Here is a 20,603-nt window from a genome sequence, read left to right as displayed (position 1 = left end):
ATGGCCAGACCGCCGCTCACCAAGGACACCACGCTGTGCATCTCGCTGGCCGCCCGGCCCAGCAATATCGGCACCCGGTTCCACAACTACCTGTACGACGAACTCGGTCTGGATTTCCTCTACAAGGCCTTCACCACAACGGATATCGCGGCCGCGATCGGTGGCGTTCGGGCGCTGGGGATCCGGGGATGCTCGGTGTCGATGCCGTTCAAGCAGGATGTCCTGGCTCTTGTCGACCACGTCGAGGAGTCGGCGCGCGCCATCACCGCGGTCAACACGATCGTCAACGACGGCGGGGTGCTGACTGCATCCAACACCGATTACATCGCGGTGCAGCGGCTGATCGCGTCCTATGGGCTTGATGCCGCGCAGCATGTGGTGATCCGCGGTAGCGGCGGGATGGCCAGTGCGGTGGCAACCGCATTCCGTGACCACGGATTCGGTGCCGGCACGATCGTGGCCCGTAATGCCGAGACGGGCAGGCAACTCGCCGACCGGCTCGGCTACGGCTGGCAGGCCGAGGTGGGTGATCTGCGGGCACCGGTGGTGGTCAACGTCACGCCGATCGGGATGGCGGGCGGGCCGGAGATGCGCGAGCCGGCTTTTGATGACGACGTGATCGCTTCGGCGCGAACGATTTTCGACGTCGTCGCGTTGCCGTCGGAGACCCCGCTCATCATGGCGGCGCGGGCTGCGGGTAAGCAGGTGATCACCGGTGCCGAGGTGATCGCGCTGCAGGCCGCCGAACAGTTCGAGCGCTACACCGGGGTGCGCCCGACCGCCGAGCAGGTGGCGGCGGCGTCGGCGTTCAGCCGCGCCTAGTCACGGTCCTCACGGGTCGTCTTCGAGGTCATCGTCTTCCTCGTCGTCGCGTAGGAGGCGTTCGGGGTGGTGGTAGGTGTTGGTGCCGCCGATGAGGGGGACGTTGGGTGGGGGTGTCCATTCGGTGTCGCCGTTGGGGAGTTTGTGGGTGTTCCAGCCGTCGTTTTCGGCGTGTAGGTTGTCGCGTTTGCAGGCCAGGGTGAGGTCGTCGATGTTGGTGGTGCCGCCGTGTTTCCAGTCGGCGGTGGCGTGGTGGACTTGGGTGTGATAGCCCGGCACGCTGCAGCCGGGGGCGGTGCAGCCGCGGTCTTTGGCCAGCAGCATGATGCGTTGATCGGCGGAGGCCAGGCGTTTGGTGCGGCCCAGCCACAGGGAGCGGCCGGTGACGCCGTCGAACACCGCCAAATAGTGGTAGGCCGGGGCGGCCATCCGGATCAGGTCGGTCATTGGCACCATCGTGCCCCCGGCGGTGAGCCCGTAGCCGGCTTGGGCGGCCAGATCCTGCAGGGTGGTCGTGACGATGACAGTGACCGGAAGACCGTTGTGTTTGCCCAGTTTTGGATCCCCGAGATGCCGGCGGGCCAGTTCGGCCAGTGCGTCGTGCTGGCGTTGCCCGAGCCCGCGGGCGTCGGCGTCTGCTCCGGCACCGTCGGTGTGGCACTGTCCTGGGGCGGCGAGTTTGGCGAACAACGCCTCGATCATCGCGCGTAGCTCGGGGGTGGCGGTGAGTTTCCCGACGCTCATCCCGTCAGGGCGTTGTCCGCCGCACCAGGTGAAGCCGCGTTGGCGGGCGCGGTCGGCGTCGGAGAACACCCCGTCGGGGTTGAGGTAGGTGGCCAGCCGGGCGGCGACTTTCTCCAGCTGGTCGGGGCGTAGGTGCTGGGCGTGTTCGGCCAGTGAGCGTTCGGCGCGGGCCTGCTCGGCCGGGGGCACGTGGTCGGGCAGGTCGCGGAAGAACTTCTGGATGACTCGGATGTGCTCACCATCGAGCAGGCCGGCGTCCCAGGCTTTGGCGGTGGCCGGCAACACCGGCTGCAATGGCTGGCCGGTCAGCGCCAGCCGGGGGGCCAGCTGTTCGGCGTCGCGCAGGCGGCGTTTGGCCGCGCTGCGGCTGATCCGCAGGACGTCGGCGAGCACGATCGGGATCGGTGGGCAGCCCTCGTAGGGCTCGAGGTGGGTGAGCTGCTCGGCCGAGATCGCGACCTGGCGGCGCATCAGGGTTTCCAACCGCTCCAGCACGGCGAACCGGTGTCGGGCGGGCAGCTCGGCGATATCGGCCGCGCCCAACTGTTCGACCGCGGCATCGAGCGCATCCAACGCCTCGACAATCGCAACCATGTTCGAAACGCTACGCCGGGGCACCGACAGGCGCCGCCCCGTCAACCCACGCTGTGCATCAACCCGGGACTGTGGATCAACTCGGTGCGTTCACCACGACGACGGGCTTGCGCACCCGCTCGGCGGTGCCGGCGTAGCGCAGCTCCGCGGTGATCGCCCACGACATCGACGAGTGCACGGCCGCAGCCGTCGGCGCGGCACCGTCGGGCAGCACCACCTCGAATGGCACCGTGACCGATTTGCCCACCCGCAATGGAATTCCCTTGCCCAGCGCGATGTTCGGGCCGTCGACCGGTGCCGTCTCGCACGGCGTGCGGGCCAGCGGATGCGATTCGCGATGGGACTGCCAGCGAACCGAGAGTTCGCCGTCGGGCAGGTCAGTTGCCGGCGCCAGGGTGATCTGTCCGGTCACCGCCTGGCCCGCGGCATAGACCGGTGAGGGCAGTGCGATGTCGATGACGGTCCGGCCGGCCCCGTCGTACCGTTCAACGGGTTCGTCGCCGGCGTAGGCATCCTGCGGGCGCGCGACGACGGTGAAGTCGCCGCGGGCCTGTTCATCGCGTCCGTCCCGGTCCACCGTCAACCGGCAGGACCACCGGGCGATTTCCGTCGACGACGGCGGCGCCCACGACGGGATCCGGAAATCGTAAGGGCCACTACTCAATTCGCCGTCAGCGATCGGTACGTCGGCCACCACGACACTGACCCAGTCGTCGGATTCGCCGTCCGGACAACAGAAGAAGTTGGTGTAGCCCCAGTCGAGCTTGGCCGAACGCACCTGGCCGGCGGATCCGGTGACCAGCGCGGTGACGGTCTGGCGGGGGACGACGACGGCAGGCGTCACGCTCACCCCGAGTGCCGGCGCGTCGGGTGTCAACGCGCCGGCAGCCACAGGCCGTCGATCATGGCGTGATCGTGGTCTTCTCGTCGATCACGCTGGTGGCCTCCATCAGGGCGCCCTCCTGCCCGTCGAGCGCGTCGGCGTTGAGCTGCAGTACGTAGAGGCCGTCGTTCGTCGGGATCACGACGGTCTTCTGCGCGATGATGCGTTTCTTGCCGTCCTTGACGTAGTTGCCGCCCAGCTGCACCGCGTCGAATCCGCTCAGCGTGCTCTTGTTGTCGTCGCCGAGCGGCTGGTACTGGGGCAGGTTCTTCAACTCGCCGGGGGCCAGTTCCAGAATCTTGGCCGGGTCTACATTGCCGGTCAGCTTGGACACGATCGCGATGATGCTCGGCGGATCGTTCGGCGTCTCGGGCTTGTCGTAGACGATCGCACCGTAGGCCCAGTCCGGAGTCTGCGGCCCGGCATCCGACCAGTCCGGCGGGAAGGGCAGGTCGATGTTCGGCGCACCCGCATCGCCGCGCTTGATCGCCGTCTCCTGGATGTTGTTCTGCTTCAGGTAATCCTGAATGGTCTCGTTGGGTCCCTTGGACTCGCTCGGGCTCGCCGATGCCGCGGCACTGGTCGACGTGGTCGTCGAGGTTGACGTCGTGGTGGACGTCGTCGTCTTGGTCTCGGTCTTCGAACCGCAGCCAACGAGCGCGACACTCAGCGAAATGGCGGCCAGGCCTGCCGTCGCAACCGCCGTGATTTTCTGCATCGAACGAACTTCTCCTTATTGATGGTGGCCGACCGTCGCCGGCCTGCCAAATTCGCTTATCGAGCTTAGTGCTGAAAATGGATCCGCGAACGAATTCCTGTGAATGAAAGCGGGCAGTGCGCTTAGCCAACCCTGGCCTATGCGACACGCGGCTGGTTAATACCGCCGATGTTGCCCGCCCGGCCGTTGTGCGGGTGCACCATGCAGGTGGACTGCGAAGACGCAGACGTAGCGCATCTCGCGGCGGTGGGTCGGGCGAAGCCACCATCAGGCGTTACGCATAGGGCAAAGGAGCGCTGTGCGTTCTGGACTTCGTCGACTCCGGATGGTGCTCGCGGCGACGTTGGTAATAGCCGGCTACCTTTCGTTGTGGCCGTGGGAAATCGGCGTTCAATTGACGGCAACCACCGCGCTCATAATGGGTGGCACCATGCACCCGCTGGTGCGCGGCACCCTCGGTGGTTTGTCGCAGAATCCGGCCGGTCAATTGGCCTCCTATCCGCTCGCCGAAGCGCCTTCCGTGGTCGCGACCATCGTCAACCAGGCCATGGACTACTTCGTCGGACCAACCGGCGCCGGCCGGGGTGGCGCGGCCGGCACCGACCAGTACAACGTGGTCGCCCTGCAGACACCGGAGGAATTCTGGCCGCTCTACGGCACGCTGGGTTTCGACGCGTCGGTGGCGGCCGGGGTGGCCAATCTGTCCAACTGCCTGCAGGGCAGGCTGTCGTGCAAGGGCCACTACTTCGACAGCGCCCCCGAATTGACCTCCGACTACGTCGCCTTCGGGTATTCGCAGAGCGCCGTCGTCGCCAGCATCGCCAAACGCAACCTCATCGACCAGTACCGCAACGCCGACGGCAGTTGGCGGCCGCTCGTCGACTCCAACGGCACCCCGTTGGACGTGTCATTCGTCGTCATCGGCAACCCGAACCGGCCCAATGGTGGCTTCCTGCAACGCTTCAACGGCTCCTACATCCCGGTGCTGGGCATCAGCTTCGACGGCGCCACGCCCACCGACTCCTGTGATGCCGACGGCGGAAACTGCCGATTCCCGACCGCCGACATCGCCCGCCAATACGACGGCTGGGCGGATGCTCCGGTCCGCCAGCTCAACCTGGTCGCCGACCTCAACGCGCTGCTGGGCATCGCCTACCTGCACTACTTCTACGACTCGCCCGTCACCGCCGCCATGTACCAGGGCACCATGGGCGACACCACCTACTACCTGGTGCCCACCGAACGGCTGCCGCTACTCATGCCGTTGCAGCAGATCGGCGTTCCGGCCCCGATCCTGGCCGCACTGGATGCGCCGTTACGCGTGATCGTCGAATGGGCCTACGACCGGGCCATCAATCCCGGGACACCCACGGCGATGCAACCCGCCGTGCTACCCGACCTGGCCACCGGCGTGCGAAACCTGCTCGCCGCCATCCCCACCGGTCTCGACGACGGGCTCCAGGAAGCCGGGCTCGGCCGCCCGTTCGGCACCACCCGCGCCGGGATCTTCGGTGTCGGCGGCCCGGTAGCGCCTGCTGCTCCACCGGGCGCCGCTGCGCCGCCGGCACCGCACCAGCAGTCGGCCCGGCCGGCCGGGGTGGGCAAGGCCAAGCCCCGTGCCGCCGCACAGCGCACCAAGGCGACGGCTCCGACGTCGGATCCCGCGCCGCACCGCACTGTCGGTGGCCATCGGGCGCGGAACTGACGACGCGGAACTGACATCACTGTGACGCGCCGCCCGGTCGGGATTGGGCCGCAGGCTGCTCGGGTACGTTGGCGGCATGCGGAAGACGATCGTGGGAACAGCGTTGGCCACCGCCGCGGCAGCAGTCGTTGGCAGTGTGTCGAGTCGGAAGAACGTGGAAACCTGGTATCCGACCCTGAAGAAGCCGCCGTTCAATCCGCCGAACGCGGCGTTCCCGATCGCCTGGACCACGTTGTACGCCGATATCGCCGTGACCTCGGCGGCCGCCATCGACCGGTACCGCGCCGACGGTCAGGACTCGAAGGCCAACGCCTACATCGCCGCACTGGGTACCAACTTGGTGCTCAACGCCGGCTGGAGCTGGCTGTTCTTCGGCAAGAAGAAGGTCGGCGCCTCGGTTCTCGGAGCCGGTGCACTGGCCATCAGCAGCGCCGACCTGGCCCGCCGGGCCGGTGGCGCCGACCCGAAGCTCGGTGTCGCGCTGGCCCCCTATCCGCTGTGGTGCTCGTTCGCCACGCTGCTGTCCAGCGAGATCTGGCGGCGCAACCGCTAGGCCCATTGTGAATTGCCTTGCGGGCCAAGGTGTCCTGAGGCGGCTCACCGTCCTTCTGTTGTCGGTGCCCGGGCTGGCCGCGTGTGCGGGCAGCCCCACGCCGTCGGCATCGCCCGCATCCCCGGCTCCTTCGGCATCGGCGGTCATCAATCCGGCCGCTATCAAGCGGATTCGGCCCCTGTTGCCGCCCGACTACGAGATCGCCGACGTCGTCGGGCCGGTCAGTATTGCCGGGCAGTGGGGATTCGGGGCGGGCTGGACTGCCGACCCGCCATCGTGCGGGCCCTTGGCCGACCCGGCTCCCGCCGATCCGCACGCCAGCGGCTATTCGGCCTCCGGCCGGGGCGGAACGATCTACGTCGTCGTCGCCGCGGCCGATGCCCCCGGTGCCGGACTGCTCGGCGACTGTGGCCAGTGGAGCATGGCCTTCGGCCACACCACCGGCACGGTCGTCCTCGCCGACCCGCCGCCGGTCGACGGTGCCGCCACCGTCGCGATGACGGTCACCACCCGCACCGTCGTCGAATCCGGTTCGGAAACCAACGGCCAGGCCGCCACCGCGCAGGCCTACCTCGACGGGCACGTCGTCGCCGTCACGCTCGTCACCGATCCCGGATCGGCACACCCGCCGCTGGACGCCGTGTTCGTCGACGATCTGCTCAACAGGTCGGTGGCCGCCTTGCGCGGCTGAGCGCCGCACCGTTGGGTACATTTGGCGGCGATGTCGAACCCGAGAACTGTGGTCGCCGTGTTGTGCGCTGCCTTGTTGACCGCCTGCGCAACGGGTTCCGGCCCGCAGGGCGCCGACATCTCCAAGGTGTCCACGCTGAAATCGAGCTTCGGTCCGGAGTTCAAAGTCACCGAGGTGGCCAAGACCGGGATCGATCCCAAGCTGCTCACCGGTCAGAAGCTGCCTGACGGCCTGAAGTTCGACCCGGAGTCGTGTGCGAAATTCGCCACCGGCCAGTTGGTGCCGCCGGGTACCCAGGGCAACATGGCGGCCATCTCCGCCGAAGGCCAGGGCAACCGCTTCATCGTCATCGCCGTCGAGACCAACACGCCGGTGCCGGTCACCGAGCCCGGCGCCGACTGCAAGAAGGTGTCGTTCAGCGGAGGTGCGCTGCGCGGCACGGTCGAGGCCGTCGACGCCCCCGCGATCGACGGCGTGCAGACGCTCGGTGTGCACCGGGTGTTGCAGACCGTGATCAACAACCAGGCCCGCACCGGCGAGGTGTACAACTACTCGGCCCACTTCGGCGATTACCAGGTGATCGTCACCGCCAATCCGCTGGTGCTACCGGACAAGCCGGTGGCTCCGGTCGACACCAAGCGGGCCGGCGATCTTCTGGTCGCCGGGGTCAAGGCCATCCGCAACTCAGCGCAGTCGTGACGTAGCTCACCTTGGTGGGTGCCACTGCCGGTGTGCTGGCCGAGACGTCGGCATTTGCGGAACGTGTTGATAATTCCCTTATCTCGCGCACAGGCACGCTTAACAAACGCTGAGCAAGCGTGCCGGGTTCTAACAGTTTCACTGGCTAAGCTTTCGGCCCGACGGCACCGGCGGACGATCGAGGTAGGAACTGAGCGGATGGACATCGTCCTTGGCGTAGCGCTGACTGCCGATAGTGTGCGGTTCGTCCTGGTGAGCGGACGGCACGGCGACGGCGACCTCGTCGGGCAGGACTCCTTCTACGTCGATCGGCGCGGCGGCATCGAGCGCGCCAGCGTGGTGGAGCACGTCGTGAACGCCGTCCTGGGCACCTACGCGGTGGCGACAGCCAACGGCAGAACCATCCGGAAAGTCGCGGTCACCTGGACCGACTCGGCGGCCGTCGAGGCCGGCCTGCTGCTCGACGCGCTCGATGAGGTGGGGCTGCCCGGCGTGGCCCCGGTGACGGGCTGCGACGCGGTGGAGAGTTTCGCGGCGCTGTTGTGCACCCAGGACCAACGCGACAGTGTGGCCGTCTGTCTGGTGGAGGGCCGCCGGGCGCCGACGGCGTTGATCGCCTGTGTCCACAATGCCGACGGCATCCGCCGTACGCGTAGCCGCACCGTGCCCGCCGACGATCTTCACCAGCTGGCGCTGTCGGTGCACGGGGCGTGCGCGGAGTTCGACGGCGCCGACCTGGCGGTGGTCGCAGCCGGCTCAGGTGAGGTGGTGGGACAGCTTGCCGCGCAGCTCAATTCGTTGCTCGCCGCGCCGGTGGTCATCCCCAGGGACGCCGGCTTCGCCTTCGCGCGCGGGGCGGCCCTGGCCGCCTGCCGAACCGCTCTGCGGCTCGGCGAGGCCATTGTGCTCGACGCCGACCCCGACGACGCCGTGGCCCGGCCGCCTGCCCCTCTGGTCTTCGTCCCGCGGACCGCCAAGCTGATGGACATTCCGGTGGAGATTCCCCGCGGCGCCGGCGGTGCGCACCGCAAGCCGGCGTCCCGGTCGGCGCGGCGGCTGACGCTGGTGGTCGCCGGCGGCGCGGCGGTGTTCATCTCGTCGATCTCCATGCTGCTCGGCGGCGAGCTGTTCGGCGGGCGTGACACTGCACACGCCAGCCCGCACACCGGTGCGTTGGAGCTCTCGGCCGCCTCGGCGGCCCCGGTGAACGGCCCGCCTGCGGCGCCGCCACCTGCCGAGCAGCCGGCGAGCCAACCCCCACCCGCGCCCGCTGCCGCGCCCGCTCCCGCGGCCGCGCCTTCGCCCCCGGCTGCACCCGGCCCGCCCAACCCGCTCCAGGTGCTGGCCACACTGGCCGGTCCGCAGCTGGCGGCGATCAACCAGGCCGGGCAGGGCAACCTGCCCCCGCTCAACGATCCCGCGCTCAGCGCCGCCGCCCTGCAGGTGGCCCAGGCCATCGCGGGCCCCGCCGTCGACGGCGCCACGCAGCCGGTGAACGTGCCCGCCGTACCACCGGTGACGGATCAGCCCGTCACCCTGCCGCCGATCAAGGACGTCGTCGACAGCGTCCGCCCCGACCGCCAGGGCGAGGACCAGCATTTCGGCGACATCCCCGAGCCGAGTACGCCGTACTACCAGCCGCCGGCCCCGTAGCCTCAACGCACGTCGCGCGGCCGGAACTGGATGCTGATCCGCGGCCCTTTCGGCAGCGCGGTCTTGGGGACGGCATGCTCCCAGGTGCGCTGGCAGGAGCCGCCCATCACCAACAGGTCGCCGTGATGCTGCGGCAGCCGCAACGACGGTCCGCCGCCGCGCGGCCGCAGTGCGAACACCCGGGTGGCGCCGAGGCTGACGATGGCCACCATGGTGTCCTCCGTGCTGCTGCGCCCCACGGTGTCGCCATGCCAGGCCACGCTGTCGGACCCGTCCCGGTACAGGCACAGGCCCGCTGAGGTGAACGGTTCGCCCAGCTCTCCGGCGTAGATGTCGTTGAGCCGGCGGCGTAACCGGGTCAGCGCCGGATGCGGCGCGGGCCCAGCGGTCAGATCGTGGAAACTGCACAGGCGGGGAACGTCGAGGACACGGTCATACATCTGCCTGCGCTCGGCTCGCCACGGCACCGCGGCCAGCAGCTCGGAGAACAGCATGTCGTCGTCCACCCACGACGAGCGGACATCGAGCCACGCGCCGGCACCGAGGTCACGGCGCTGACTGTGCTCGAACAAGGCGCCCTGAACAGACACAGACACGCTCCCGAGAATATCGCACGTCTGTTCGAATCGGCTAGAGCTTGGCCGCTCCCGGGCCCTCGGCGGCCAGCACGTCCGCCGGGTTGGACAGGGCGCAACTGCGCAGGCTCAGGCAGCCGCATCCGATGCAGTCGGCCAGGTTGTCCCGCAATCGCTGCAGGTGCTCGATCCGCTCGTCGAGGTCTACTCGCCAGCCGGCCGACAGGCGCGCCCAGTCCCGGCTGCTCGGTGCGCGGTCGGTGGGCAGCGTGGCCAGTGCCTCGCGCACCCGGGCCAGTGGAATACCAAGGCGCTGAGACATTCTGATGAAGGCGACCCGGCGCAGTGTCTCGCGCGTATAGCGGCGCTGGTTGCCCGACGTGCGGCGGCTGCGGATCAATCCTTCGCGTTCGTAGAAGTGCAGTGCCGAGATCGCCACCCCGGCCCGGCCGGCGAGTTCACCGGGCGTCAACTCCTGCTCGGTCACACGGCAACGATAGTTCAGTCCCGCCGAGGCGATACGGTGCTAGGTGTGACTGCGACGGTGCTGGGCTCCAATTCCGAGGTCGGGACGCTGCGCGTCGTCATCCTGCACCGCCCCGGCGCCGAGCTGCAGCGGCTGACTCCGCGTAACAACGACAAGCTGTTGTTCGACGGCCTGCCCTGGGTGTCCCGGGCCCAGGAGGAACACGACGCATTCGCCGAACTGCTGCGCTCCCGCGGGGTCGAAGTGTTGCTGATGGCGGACCTGCTGACCGAGGCACTGGCCAGCGGCGCCGCCCGCATGCAGGGCATCGCCGCCGCCGTCGACTCGCGGCGGCTGGGACATCCGCTGGCCCAAGAGCTTTCGGCCTATCTGCGCGGCCTGGCACCCGCTGAGCTGGCGCATGTGCTGACCGCGGGCATGACGTTCACCGAGCTACCGACCGGCGCCAACGCCGACACCTCACTGGTGCGCCGCATGCATCACGGCGGCGACTTCGTGATCGAGCCACTGCCCAATCTGTTGTTCACCAGGGACTCGTCGTTCTGGATCGGGCCGCGGGTGGCGATCACCTCGCTCGCGCTGCCCGCCCGGGTCCGGGAAACCTCGCTGACCGACATGATCTACGCCCACCACCCGCGGTTCCTCGGGGTGCGGCGGGCCTACGAATCGCACACCGCCCCGGTGGAGGGTGGTGACGTGCTGCTGTTGGCGCCCGGGGTGGTGGCCGTCGGAGTGGGGGAGCGGACCACGCCCGCGGGCGCGGAGGCGTTGGCGCGCAGCCTGTTCGACGACGACCTGGCTCACACCGTGCTCGCGGTGCCGATCGCCCAGGAGCGCGCGCAGATGCACCTGGACACCGTCTGCACGATGGTCGACGTCGACGCCGTGGTGATGTATCCGGCGATCCAGGATTCGTTGTCGGCGTTCACGATCAACCGCACCCCGACCGGGGTGAAGATCCATGACGAGGCGCCGTTCGTGCGGGCGGCCGCCCAGGCCATGGGCATCGAGCGGCTGCGGGTGATCGACACCGGCCTGGACCCGGTGACCGCCGAGCGTGAGCAATGGGACGACGGCAACAACACCCTGGCGTTGGCGCCCGGCGTGGTGGTGGCCTACGAACGAAACGCCGAAACCAATGCGCGACTGGCTGATTCAGGTATCGAGGTGCTGCCCATCTCGGCATCCGAACTCGGCACCGGGCGAGGCGGCCCGCGCTGCATGTCGTGTCCGGTCGCCCGGGACCCGCTGTAACCGGACTGCGGACCGCTACAAGTCCTTGGGCCACGACCCGATGACACCGTCGGCTTCCAGGTCGGCCAGCTCCTGAGCCGTCAATCCCAGCAGGCCGCCGAGGATGTCGGTGTTGTGCTCGCCAAGCAGCGGTGCAGGTGTGCTGACGAAATCGCCGGTCACCGGTGGTCGCGGGTAGGGCAGTGGACCGCAGAGCGGATGCTCGCGGCTCTGGAAGAATCCGCGGGCCTGCAGAGCAGGGTTGTCCAGGACGTCGGGTGGTTGCAGCACCGGGGCGGCGGGCACACCTGCGGCCAGTAGTGCGGCGACCGTCGCATCGCGGTCGCGGTTGACCAGCCAGTCTGCCAGGCGGTCGTCGATCAGATCGGCGTTCTCGTCGGCATAGTCCAGCTCGGCGGCCCACCGGGGTTGTCCCAGAACGCGTTTGACGCCGCTCCAATCATCTTCGTCGCGGATGCTGATGGCGATCCACTGTTCGTCACCGGCGCATGCGTAGACGTTCTGCACGGCGAACTCGTGCCCGCGGTTGCCGCGTCGGTTCAACAGCACACCGGTGGCATCGTGCTCGATGACCTGCAGCGCGCTGGCGTTGAGCACCACGTCGATCATCGGGACCTCGACGAGCTGTCCCTGGCCGGTGCGGCGGCGATGCTCCAAGGCCGCCACCGTCAGGAACGCGGCGTGCACACCGGCCAGTGGATCGCAGGCCCCTCGTGGTGCGGTGGGCAGCCCGTCCGGATAGCCGGTGAGCCAGGCCAGGCCGGCGAGTTGTTCCATCGTCATGGCGAATCCGACGCGGTCGCGCCATGGTCCGTCGAGCCCGAATCCGGGCATCCGCACCTCGATGATCCGGTCGTTGAACGACCGCAGTGTCTGGTAGTCGAGGCCGAAATTCGCCATGACCCGCGGGGTGAAGTTCTCGATCACCACGTCGGCACCGGCGACCAGTCGGCCGAAAAGTTCTTTGCCCGTGGCAGTTTCGAGGTCCAGCGTGATGGATTTCTTACCGGAGTTGACCCCCTGGAACACCCAGCTGTACTCCCACCACCGCTGCACGTCGGCGCGGAATCCGCCGGCGAAGCGCATCCCGTCGGGGCGCTGTACCGATTCGATCTTCACGACGTCGGCCCCCAACATGGCCAGCAGGTGGGTGGCCGACGGACCGGCCCAGAACGCGGTCAGGTCGACGACCCGGATGCCCTGTAGGGGCAGACCGGACTGTGCGGTGGTGCGCTCCCGCCGCGGCCAGTGCACGTCCCCGGTGTCACCGGGGTGGGGTGGCAGTGCCGGCGGCAGCGGACTGGTGTCGCTCATCCGCCACGGCGGCACCGGCGAGCGGAACCCGCAAGGGTGGTGTTCGAACGAGCCGCGTTGCACGAAATGGTCCATCCTGGGCAGGGTTTCGCCGTTGCCGATCGCGGCCATCGGGATACGGAACAGGGCCGCCAGATCGACGATCTCCTCGACAGTCCGCGAGCCAAACCATTGCGCAGTACGGGCCCGCAGCAGATCCCGCTGTTCCCAGCGGCCCATCTGGAAGCGGAGTTCGGGGATGTCGGCAAGGTCAGGGCATTCCACCATCGTGCAGAAGTCCTGCCACTGCTGCCCAGTGGCCATCGAGATGCCGACATAGCCGTCCTGGGCCAGTTCGACCGAGGGCACCTCCGTGGAGCGGCCGACCACCTCCAGCAACATCAACTCCTTGCGCAACCACGAGAACACCTGCATCGACACCGTCATCGCCTCCAGCACGGACAGGTCGAAACGCCCACCACCGCCGTAATGGGCGGTCAACCCGAAGAACGCGGCGTAACTGCCCGCCACGAACTCGCCGAGATCACCCGACACCGACACCGGCGGGCGGTCCGGCTCGCCGCGCGACCCGGTCGACCCACACCAGCCCTGCAGGGTGAACTCGGTGGCCGGCCGGCCGACCCACGGGCCCGTCCACCCGAAATCCGACACGGTGATCACCGCACACCGCGTTGCCAGGTCACGAATTTCGTCGTCGCCGAGCCCGAGGCGGGCAGCCTGTTCAGGGGACGCGCCCAGGACCACGACGTCGGCGCCGTCGAGCAGGTCGGCGGGAACGCAGTCGGCGGCGACGCTGTGCTTGCCGCCGGCCAGGAAGGCGAAGAACGGGCTCTCGTGCTCGCGGGGCGGGACCCCAGCCGGCCGGTAGCGGCGCAGCCGATGGCCCGCGACTGGTTCCACCATCACCACCTCGGCTCCGGCGTCGCGCAACAGCTTGCCGGCGTAGGCGGTGGCCAGCCGGTCACCGATCTCGACCACCCGAAGGCCTGACAGCGGAGAAGGCATGCTGCTCACGCGATCGCGCCCCAGCTCCCCATGGGTGCCGACATTACGGGGGAAAAGCGGCTACCCGGTGCGAGATCTCACTGTGGGCGCCCAGCGGTCACCATGTTCCCGAGGTATTCCCGAGTTCGCCACGAGGGAAACGGAGCGTATGCCCCGGTTATCCGGGTTACGTTTCCACCCATGGCAATCAAACTTGGACTGCAGATCCCGAATTTCTCCTACGGAACCGGTGTCGCCGAGATGTTCCCGACGGTCGTCGCGCAGGCACGAGAGGCCGAAGAGGCCGGCTTCGACTCGGTGTTCCTGATGGACCACTTCTATCAGCTCCCCGGTCTCGGCGCGCCCGAGGAGCCGATGCTCGAGGCCTACACCGCGCTGGGCGCACTGGCCGCGGCGACGCAGAACGTCCAGCTCGGCACCCTGGTGACCGGCAACACCTACCGCAACCCCACCTTGCTGGCCAAGGCCATCACCACGCTGGACGTGATCAGCCAGGGCCGTGCCATCCTCGGTATCGGCACCGGCTGGTTCGAACTCGAGCACGATTCGCTGGGCTACGAATTCGGCACCTTCACCGACCGGTTCAAGAAGCTCGATGAGGCACTGGAGATCATCTTGCCGATGCTGCGCGGGGAGCGGGTCAGCGTGGATGGCGCGTACTACAAGACCCAGGAGGCCTTCGCCAATCCGCGCTTCCGCGAGCACATCCCGCTGATGATCGGTGGCAGCGGTGAGAAGAAGACCATCCCGTTGGCCGCCCGCTACTTCGACCACCTCAACATCATCGCCGGATTCGACGAGCTGGCGCGCAAGGTGGGCGTGGTCCGCGACCGCTGCGAGGACATCGGCCGTGACCCGGCCACGCTGGAGACCAGCGTGCTGGCCATCGCGATCATCGACGAGAACGTCACTCCCGATTTCATCCCGGAGGAATTCCGGCAGCAGGCGGTCTACGGCGGCCCGGAGCAGATCGCCGATCAGGTCAAGACCAAGATCCTCGATGCGGGTGTGGACGGCGTCATCCTGAGTCCGGTCACCAGCATCGACGGCTACCACCCGGGACGGGTCACCGCCGTAGCCGAGGCACTCAAGCCGGCTCTGGGACTCTGAGACCCGCTGGCTGCCCGGCCGGCTCACCGCCAGCTGGGCAGCCAGATCTCCATGTTCCACGTCGCCTGCGAGATGGGAATCCCGGTCAGGATCGGATACAGCCAGGCGAAGTTGGTGATCACCACCGCGAGGTACCCGCTCACCACGATCAGGCCAAGGGTGCGTCGTTCCGCGTTCTGCCGCGGCGCGTACAGGATGTCACCGAGGATCAGCGCGATCATCATGACCAGGAACGGCGCCATCGGCACCGCGTAGAAGAAGTACATCTGCCGGTCGATGTCGGCGAACCACGGCAGGAATCCCGCGCCGTACCCGGTGAGTGCCACCGCGTAGCGCCAGTCGCGGCGCACGAACATCCGCCATGCCGCGTAGAACACCACCGGAACCGCCAGCCACCACATGGCCGGGGTGCCGACGAGCATCACCGCCTTGACGCACGATGCCGCGCCGCAGCCCGGGACGTTCTGGTTGTCGATCGCGTACAGCACCGGCCGCAGCGACATCGGCCATGTCCACGGCTTGGACTCCCACGGATGGTGGTTGCCGTTGGCGTTGGTCAGCGTGGAATGGAAGTGATACGCCTTGTAGGTGTAGTGCCACAGCGAGCGGATGGCGTCCGGCGGCTGATACCACTGCCGCGGGCCGATCGACTGGCCGACCTCGTACCGGTTGACCGCGGTCTCCGAGGAGAACCACGGCGCATACGAGGCCAGGTACACCGCGAACGGAATCAGTAGGAAGACGTAGCCGGTGGGGCCCAGATCGCGCCGGATCGTGCCGAACCACGGGCGGGGCACCCGGTAGGCGCGGCGCGCGGCGACGTCGAACGCCAGCGACATCGCACCGAAGAACACGATGTAGTACAGGCCCGACCACTTGGTGGCCAACGCCAGGCCCAGCAGCACGCCCGCACCGAACCGCCACCACCGCACCCCCAGGCGTGGACCCCACGGCGTCTCGGCGATCCGGCCCTCCAGCAGGGCGTTGTGCATCCGCTCGCGCATCTGGTCGCGGTCGACGATCAACGCGCCGAACGCCGCCACCACGAAGAACGTCAGGAAGGCGTCGAGCAGGGCGGTACGGGCGGCGACGAAGCTGACACCGTCGGCGATCAGCAGCAGACCGGCGATCGCCCCGATCATGGTGGAGCGGGTGATCCGGCGCACGATCCGCACCACCAGCGCTACCAGGATGACGCCCAGCACCGCGCTGGTGAACCGCCAGCCCACGCCGTTGTAGCCGAACAGCGCCTCACCGATGGCGATCATCTGCTTGCCGACCGGCGGGTGCACCACCAGGCCGAAGCCGGGGTTGTCCTCCACACCGTAGTTGTGCAGCATCTGCCAGGCCTGCGGCGCGTAGTGCTTCTCGTCGAAGATCGGGGTGCCGGCGTCGGTGGGCGAGCCGAGGTTCATCAGCCGGGTCAGCGCGGCCAGTGCGGCGACGACGGCGGTGGCCGCCCATCCCTCGATCCGGTCGAGCGGTCCGAAGTCGGCGACCGGTACCAGAGGCCCCGGGCTGATGACGGGTGCGTGGCGCGCAGGCGCGACCAGGTCATCAGTGGTGGCAGTCATCGGTGTCGATCGTAGGCTGTGGGCGTGACGACCGGTCGACTGCTGCTTGGTGCCACGCCGTTGGGCCAGCCGTCGGACGCCTCGAAACGGCTGGTCGACGCACTGGCCAGCGCCGACATCGTCGCCGCCGAGGACACCCGGCGGGCCCGCACACTGGCCCAGTCCCTCGGTGTGACGATCGGCGGCCGGGTGGTCAGCCTGTTCGACCAGAACGAGGCGACCCGGGTGCCGGGGCTGATCGACGAGATCAAGGCCGGTGCCACCGTGCTGGTGGTCAGCGACGCCGGGATGCCGCTGATCAACGATCCGGGGTACCGGATGGTGACCGCTGCTGTCGAGGCGGGGCTGGCGGTGACCTGCCTGCCCGGACCGTCGGCGGTCACCACCGCGCTGGCCGTGTCCGGCCTGCCGTCCGATCGCTTCTGCTTCGAAGGTTTCGCGCCGCGCAAACAGTCCGCGCGCCGGGCCTGGCTGGCCGGGCTGGCCACCGAACAGCGCACCACGGTGTTCTTCGAGTCCCCGCGCAGGCTGGCCGAGACGCTGCGCGACGCGGTCGACGAGTTGGGCGGGCAGCGTCGCGTGGTGGTGTGCCGCGAACTGACCAAGACGCATGAAGAGGTGCTGCGCGGGTCGCTGGCCGAACTCGCCGACTGGGCTGATGACAAGGTGCTGGGCGAGATCACCGTGGTGCTCGACGGCGCCCGGCCGGTGGCTGATGTGGCGACGCTGGTCGCCGCGGTCACCGCTCTGGTCGAGGACGGGATGCGGGTCAAGGACGCCTGCGCTCAGGTGATCGACGCCCACCCGGGTGCGCCGTCGCGGCGCGAACTGTACGACGCGGTGCTGCGCTCACGCGAACCGTAGATCACCGGGGCGGCCTTGTGCAGGCACTCCTGCCATTCCGCCAGCGGGTCGGAGTCGGCGGTGATCCCCCCGCCCACGCCCAGTACGGCGCCGCCGGCGGAGTCGAATTCGACCGTCCGGATCGCCACGTTCAACTCGGTGCCTGCGATCGGGGAGGCCATCCCCACGGTGCCGCAGTACACGCCGCGGCGGTGCGGCTCCCAGCGCGAAAGTAGTTGACGGGCCCTAGTTTTCGGCGTTCCGGTGACCGAGGCCGGCGGGAATGTCGCGGCCAGCACCTCGGCGGTGGGCAGGTCGGCGGGTACGGCGGCGCGCACCGTGGACACCAGGTGCCACACCCCGGGGGCCGGATGCACGGCCAGCAGTTCGGGCACACCGACGGAGCCGACCTCGGCCACCCGGCCGAGGTCGTTGCGCACCAGATCGACGATCATGATGTTCTCGGCGACGTCCTTGGCCGACGCCCGCAGCGCGGCCGGGTCGGCGTGCAACGGCAGCGTTCCCTTGATCGGGCTGGACACCACCCGACTGCCGCGACGGAGCAGGAACAGCTCCGGTGACAACGAGGCCACCGCGCCCCAGTCGCCGGAGACGTAGGCCGCGCGGGCCGGTGTGGTGCGGCTGACCGCCTCGGCGAAGAACTCCAGTGGCGAACCGGTCGCGGTGCCGGTGAACTGGGTGCACACGCAGGCCTGGTACACCTCGCCGGCGGCGATGGCATCCAGGCACTGCCGCACCCCGTCCTGGTGGGCGGCGAAATCAGGCGTGGCCCAGTCGATCTCGCAAGTTCTGGGCGGAGCCGGCCGGGTAAGGGCGTCGTGCACCCAGGATGCAACCGTTGCGCCGCTGAGGCTTTCGTGCCACCAGTCACCGTCGTGGTCCAGCCGCAGCACGCAGTCGGTCCAGCCGCCGGCGGCCTCGGGGATCCGGGCGGGGCTGCCGTCGGCGGCTGCGTCGGGATACGACAGGTACCCGATCCAGCCGCCGCCGACGGCGTCGGTGCGGTGACCCGGGGTCACGGCGAAGACGTCGTCGGTGGCGACGGCTCGGATCGGTACGCTCGGGGCGATCACTGCCGCCGCGCCGAACCAGTCACCGGTCAGCGCCGCCGGGCCGGGCAGGCCGCGCCGGGCGGTGGCGTCGGCGAGCATCCGCAGCACGTCGGGCGCGGTGCCGATGTCGCCGAGCCGCTCGATGCGCATCGGCTAAGCCTGACGGCTGGGCCGAGCAGACGCAAAGTCGCGCTAGCGGCTGATCTCGCGGGGCACCGTCACCGACGCCAGCTTCTCCGGGTTGCGCATCGCGTAGAAGTTGGTGATCTTGCCGTCGATCACCTCGATCATGAACACACTGTCCGGCCGGTCGTCGCGGTAGACGATCGCCGCCGGCGCGCTGTTGTAGGACGCCAGTTCCACCCGGTATTGCGCGCCGGCCCGGCTCATCAGACCGATCAGCAGCCTGGCCACCTTCTCGGCCCCCAGCACCGGCCGCCGTGCCGCACTGACCTTTCCGTCGCTGTCGGAGGTGAACACCACGTCGGGGGCCAGCATCGCCATCAGCCCCTGCAGGTCACCGGTGGCCGCCGCCACCAGGAACTGGGTGGTGATCTGTTCGGACTTGCCGGGGTCCACCGGCTCGAAACGCCTGCGCCGTGACTGCACGTGCTCGCGGGCGCGGTGCGCCATCTGACGCACCGCGGCCGTGGATTTGCCTACCGCCGAGGCGATTTCGTCGTGACTGAACCCGAACACCTCGCGCAGCACGAACACTGCGCGCTCATCGGGGCTCAGCGTCTCCAGTACCACCAGCATCGCCATCGACACCGACTCGGCCAGCACCACATCGCTGGCGGCGTCCGTCTCGTCGAGCAGCAGCGGCTCCGGCAACCACGGCCCCACATAGTCCTCGCGCCGGCGGGCCTGGGTGCGCAGGGTGTTCAGCGCCTGGCGGGTCACCAGCTGCGCCAGATAGGCCTTGGTGTCGCGCACCTGGTTCAGGTCCACACCCGACCAGCGCAGGTAACCGTCCTGCAGTACGTCGTCGGCCTCGGTGGCCGAACCCAGGATCTCGTAGGCGATGGTGAACAGCAGCGGCCGCAGCGCGGTGAACCGCTCGGCGTGCTCGTCGGCGGCCGTCACGGGGCCGGCACCGTCTGGGCCGCCGGCCGCTTGCCAGCCTTGATCCAGATGTACGACCCGGGCTTGCGGGCTTCCCGGCGCAGCCCGCTGATGGTGGCCGTGCAGATAGCCTCCTTGATCCGTGCGGCCAACCGCCCGCCGATGTAGAGCGGCAGCGCGGTGTCGTCGGGGCGGGCGATCTGGATGGTGCCCGCCGCGCGGCCCAGGCTGATGCACTGGCCGGTGAAGGCCTGCTTGATCGCGGCCGGCTGCTCCCCGTCGATGCGGGCGAGCACGGTATCGGCAGCCTGGGCGCCCAGCGGCAGCGCGGCCTGGCAGCTCATCCGCAGCGGCTCGCCCGACGGGGCGGCGCAATCGCCGGCGGCCGCCACCCGCGGATCGTCGATGCTGGTCAGCGTCTCGTCGGTGAGCAGCCGCCCGATCGTGTCGGTTCGCAGTCCAGACCTGGCCGCCAGGTCTGGCACACCGAACCCGGCACTCCAGATCGTCACCAGACTGCGGACCTGCCTGCCGTCGGCCAGCACCACCGCGTCCGGCTCGACTGCCGCCACCCTGGCTCCCGGCCCGTCGATGATCTGCACGCCCAGCCTGCGCAGCCGCTTGGCCACCGACCGGCGCCCTGGCGTGCTCAGGTAGGGCCCCAGCACCGGCCCGCACACCAGGGTCACCGCGCGGCCCTGCTCGGCCAGTTCGGCGGCGGTCTCGATGCCGGTGGGCCCGGCGCCGACGACGGCCACCGGCGCGCCGTGGGGCAGTTCGCCGAGCGCGGTGGCCAGGCGCTTGGCTTCTTCGAGATCGGCGATGGGATAAGCGAATTCGTCGGCTCCGGGCACCGCCGGTCCGCCCGATCCGCTGCCCACGGCGTAGATCAGGTAGTCGTAGGGCAGTGCCTCCCCGGTGAACAGCTCGACGTGGCGTGCGCGGGTGTCGATCCGGGTGGCGGCATCGACGACCAGTTCGACACCGGGTGCGAGGATGTCGGCGAAGTCGACGACAGCGTCGTCGGATCCGGCCGCCAACTGGTGCAGGCGGATGCGTTCGACGAATTCCGCCCGCGGGTTGACCAGGGTGACTCGGACGCCGGGGCGCTGCCGCAGCCGGTTGGCTGCGATCACGCCGGCGTAGCCGCCGCCGATGACGACGACGCGAGTGGTGTGTTGAGCACCGTGTTGAGCGTTGTGTTCAGTCATGCCCTCGAGACACCGTGAAGGTCCTGACTG

General features: G+C 68.9%; 19 protein-coding genes. 9 read left to right on the top strand and 10 right to left on the bottom strand.

Annotated features, from left to right (window positions below; translation table 11 throughout):
* Positions 1-822, top strand: a complete 822-nt coding sequence (locus tag G6N35_RS14220) for a shikimate 5-dehydrogenase (RefSeq protein WP_163804840.1) — start codon at positions 1-3, stop codon at positions 820-822.
* A gap of 9 nt (positions 823-831) precedes the next feature.
* Here the strand turns inward: G6N35_RS14220 and G6N35_RS14215 are convergent, their stop codons facing one another.
* The 3 genes from G6N35_RS14215 to G6N35_RS14205 form a co-directional block, all read right to left on the bottom strand.
* Positions 832-2,160, bottom strand: a complete 1,329-nt coding sequence (locus G6N35_RS14215; RefSeq protein WP_163804839.1) for an HNH endonuclease signature motif containing protein — start codon at positions 2,158-2,160, stop codon at positions 832-834.
* A 76-nt stretch (positions 2,161-2,236) separates the two neighbouring features.
* On the bottom strand, positions 2,237-3,052 hold the full coding sequence (locus tag G6N35_RS14210) for a hypothetical protein (protein ID WP_163804838.1): 816 nt from the start codon (positions 3,050-3,052) through the stop codon (positions 2,237-2,239).
* Between the two features lie 10 nt (positions 3,053-3,062).
* Positions 3,063-3,761 carry an envelope biogenesis lipoprotein LpqN gene (locus G6N35_RS14205; protein WP_163804837.1) on the bottom strand — a complete coding sequence of 233 codons (699 nt, stop codon included), beginning with the start codon at positions 3,759-3,761 and terminating at the stop codon, positions 3,063-3,065.
* A 298-nt stretch (positions 3,762-4,059) separates the two neighbouring features.
* Here G6N35_RS14205 and G6N35_RS14200 point away from each other — a divergent pair, with 298 nt between their 5' ends.
* The 5 genes from G6N35_RS14200 (at position 4,060) to G6N35_RS14180 (ending at position 9,062) form a co-directional block, all read left to right on the top strand.
* Positions 4,060-5,466 carry a PE-PPE domain-containing protein gene (locus G6N35_RS14200; protein ID WP_163804836.1) on the top strand — a complete coding sequence of 469 codons (1,407 nt, stop codon included), beginning with the start codon at positions 4,060-4,062 and terminating at the stop codon, positions 5,464-5,466.
* A gap of 76 nt (positions 5,467-5,542) precedes the next feature.
* A complete protein-coding gene (locus G6N35_RS14195) occupies positions 5,543-6,019 on the top strand; it encodes a TspO/MBR family protein (RefSeq protein ID WP_163804835.1) in 477 nt (158 codons plus the stop codon).
* A 64-nt stretch (positions 6,020-6,083) separates the two neighbouring features.
* Entirely contained in the window at positions 6,084-6,710 is a 627-nt protein-coding gene (locus G6N35_RS14190; RefSeq protein WP_246224604.1) for a DUF5642 family protein, read from the top strand.
* Between the two features lie 30 nt (positions 6,711-6,740).
* On the top strand, positions 6,741-7,409 hold the full coding sequence (locus G6N35_RS14185) for a DUF5642 family protein (RefSeq protein ID WP_163804834.1): 669 nt from the start codon (positions 6,741-6,743) through the stop codon (positions 7,407-7,409).
* A 198-nt stretch (positions 7,410-7,607) separates the two neighbouring features.
* Positions 7,608-9,062, top strand: coding sequence for a DUF7159 family protein (locus G6N35_RS14180; RefSeq protein WP_163804833.1), 1,455 nt, complete (start codon positions 7,608-7,610; stop codon positions 9,060-9,062).
* 2 nt (positions 9,063-9,064) lie between these two features.
* Here G6N35_RS14180 and G6N35_RS14175 read toward each other — a convergent pair whose 3' ends face one another.
* Both G6N35_RS14175 and soxR read right to left on the bottom strand, forming a co-directional pair.
* Complete coding sequence (locus G6N35_RS14175; RefSeq protein WP_163804832.1) at positions 9,065-9,658, bottom strand: alpha-ketoglutarate-dependent dioxygenase AlkB; 594 nt, start codon at positions 9,656-9,658, stop codon at positions 9,065-9,067.
* 34 nt (positions 9,659-9,692) lie between these two features.
* Entirely contained in the window at positions 9,693-10,124 is a 432-nt protein-coding gene (soxR, locus tag G6N35_RS14170; protein WP_163804831.1) for a redox-sensitive transcriptional activator SoxR, read from the bottom strand.
* Positions 10,125-10,169: 45 nt separating this feature from the next.
* Here soxR and arcA point away from each other — a divergent pair, with 45 nt between their 5' ends.
* Complete coding sequence (arcA, locus tag G6N35_RS14165; protein WP_163804830.1) at positions 10,170-11,378, top strand: arginine deiminase; 1,209 nt, start codon at positions 10,170-10,172, stop codon at positions 11,376-11,378.
* A gap of 15 nt (positions 11,379-11,393) precedes the next feature.
* Here the strand turns inward: arcA and G6N35_RS14160 are convergent, their stop codons facing one another.
* Positions 11,394-13,697 carry a CaiB/BaiF CoA-transferase family protein gene (locus G6N35_RS14160; RefSeq protein WP_163804829.1) on the bottom strand — a complete coding sequence of 768 codons (2,304 nt, stop codon included), beginning with the start codon at positions 13,695-13,697 and terminating at the stop codon, positions 11,394-11,396.
* Positions 13,698-13,877: 180 nt separating this feature from the next.
* On the opposite strand from G6N35_RS14160, the gene G6N35_RS14155 reads away from it, so the two are divergent.
* On the top strand, positions 13,878-14,807 hold the full coding sequence (locus G6N35_RS14155; RefSeq protein ID WP_163804828.1) for an LLM class F420-dependent oxidoreductase: 930 nt from the start codon (positions 13,878-13,880) through the stop codon (positions 14,805-14,807).
* 23 nt (positions 14,808-14,830) lie between these two features.
* Here the strand turns inward: G6N35_RS14155 and G6N35_RS14150 are convergent, their stop codons facing one another.
* A complete protein-coding gene (locus tag G6N35_RS14150) occupies positions 14,831-16,381 on the bottom strand; it encodes a dolichyl-phosphate-mannose--protein mannosyltransferase (protein ID WP_163804827.1) in 1,551 nt (516 codons plus the stop codon).
* 24 nt (positions 16,382-16,405) lie between these two features.
* On the opposite strand from G6N35_RS14150, the gene rsmI reads away from it, so the two are divergent.
* Entirely contained in the window at positions 16,406-17,245 is an 840-nt protein-coding gene (gene rsmI / locus G6N35_RS14145) for a 16S rRNA (cytidine(1402)-2'-O)-methyltransferase (RefSeq protein WP_163804826.1), read from the top strand.
* Here the strand turns inward: rsmI and G6N35_RS14140 are convergent.
* From G6N35_RS14140 to G6N35_RS14130, 3 genes are read right to left on the bottom strand one after another with little or no spacing between them, the layout of a single operon-like run.
* Complete coding sequence (locus G6N35_RS14140) at positions 17,167-18,447, bottom strand: aminodeoxychorismate synthase component I (RefSeq protein ID WP_163804825.1); 1,281 nt, start codon at positions 18,445-18,447, stop codon at positions 17,167-17,169. The genes rsmI and G6N35_RS14140 overlap by 79 nt on opposite strands.
* A gap of 42 nt (positions 18,448-18,489) precedes the next feature.
* Positions 18,490-19,383, bottom strand: a complete 894-nt coding sequence (locus G6N35_RS14135; protein ID WP_163804824.1) for an RNA polymerase sigma-70 factor — start codon at positions 19,381-19,383, stop codon at positions 18,490-18,492.
* Positions 19,380-20,573, bottom strand: coding sequence for an NAD(P)/FAD-dependent oxidoreductase (locus G6N35_RS14130; RefSeq protein WP_163804823.1), 1,194 nt, complete (start codon positions 20,571-20,573; stop codon positions 19,380-19,382). The genes G6N35_RS14135 and G6N35_RS14130 overlap by 4 nt, the downstream gene beginning before the upstream one ends.
* Between the last annotated feature and the right edge of the window lie 30 nt (positions 20,574-20,603).

This window comes from Mycolicibacterium anyangense (assembly GCF_010731855.1).
Classification (GTDB): domain Bacteria; phylum Actinomycetota; class Actinomycetes; order Mycobacteriales; family Mycobacteriaceae; genus Mycobacterium; species Mycobacterium anyangense.
The sequence above is the reverse complement of the archived record's forward strand: the minus strand, read 5'-3'. Positions and strand labels throughout refer to the sequence as shown.

Coding starts and splice junctions, on each gene's coding strand:
- G6N35_RS14195 (WP_163804835.1), top strand. CDS start 5,543: ATGCGGAAGACGATCGTGGGAACAGCGTTGGCCACCGCCGCGGCAGCA.
- G6N35_RS14215 (WP_163804839.1), bottom strand. CDS start 2,160: ATGGTTGCGATTGTCGAGGCGTTGGATGCGCTCGATGCCGCGGTCGAA.
- G6N35_RS14130 (WP_163804823.1), bottom strand. CDS start 20,573: ATGACTGAACACAACGCTCAACACGGTGCTCAACACACCACTCGCGTC.
- G6N35_RS14185 (WP_163804834.1), top strand. CDS start 6,741: ATGTCGAACCCGAGAACTGTGGTCGCCGTGTTGTGCGCTGCCTTGTTG.
- G6N35_RS14160 (WP_163804829.1), bottom strand. CDS start 13,697: ATGCCTTCTCCGCTGTCAGGCCTTCGGGTGGTCGAGATCGGTGACCGG.
- G6N35_RS14220 (WP_163804840.1), top strand. CDS start 1: ATGGCCAGACCGCCGCTCACCAAGGACACCACGCTGTGCATCTCGCTG.
- G6N35_RS14205 (WP_163804837.1), bottom strand. CDS start 3,761: ATGCAGAAAATCACGGCGGTTGCGACGGCAGGCCTGGCCGCCATTTCG.
- G6N35_RS14155 (WP_163804828.1), top strand. CDS start 13,878: ATGGCAATCAAACTTGGACTGCAGATCCCGAATTTCTCCTACGGAACC.
- G6N35_RS14150 (WP_163804827.1), bottom strand. CDS start 16,381: ATGACTGCCACCACTGATGACCTGGTCGCGCCTGCGCGCCACGCACCC.
- G6N35_RS14180 (WP_163804833.1), top strand. CDS start 7,608: ATGGACATCGTCCTTGGCGTAGCGCTGACTGCCGATAGTGTGCGGTTC.
- G6N35_RS14140 (WP_163804825.1), bottom strand. CDS start 18,447: ATGCGCATCGAGCGGCTCGGCGACATCGGCACCGCGCCCGACGTGCTG.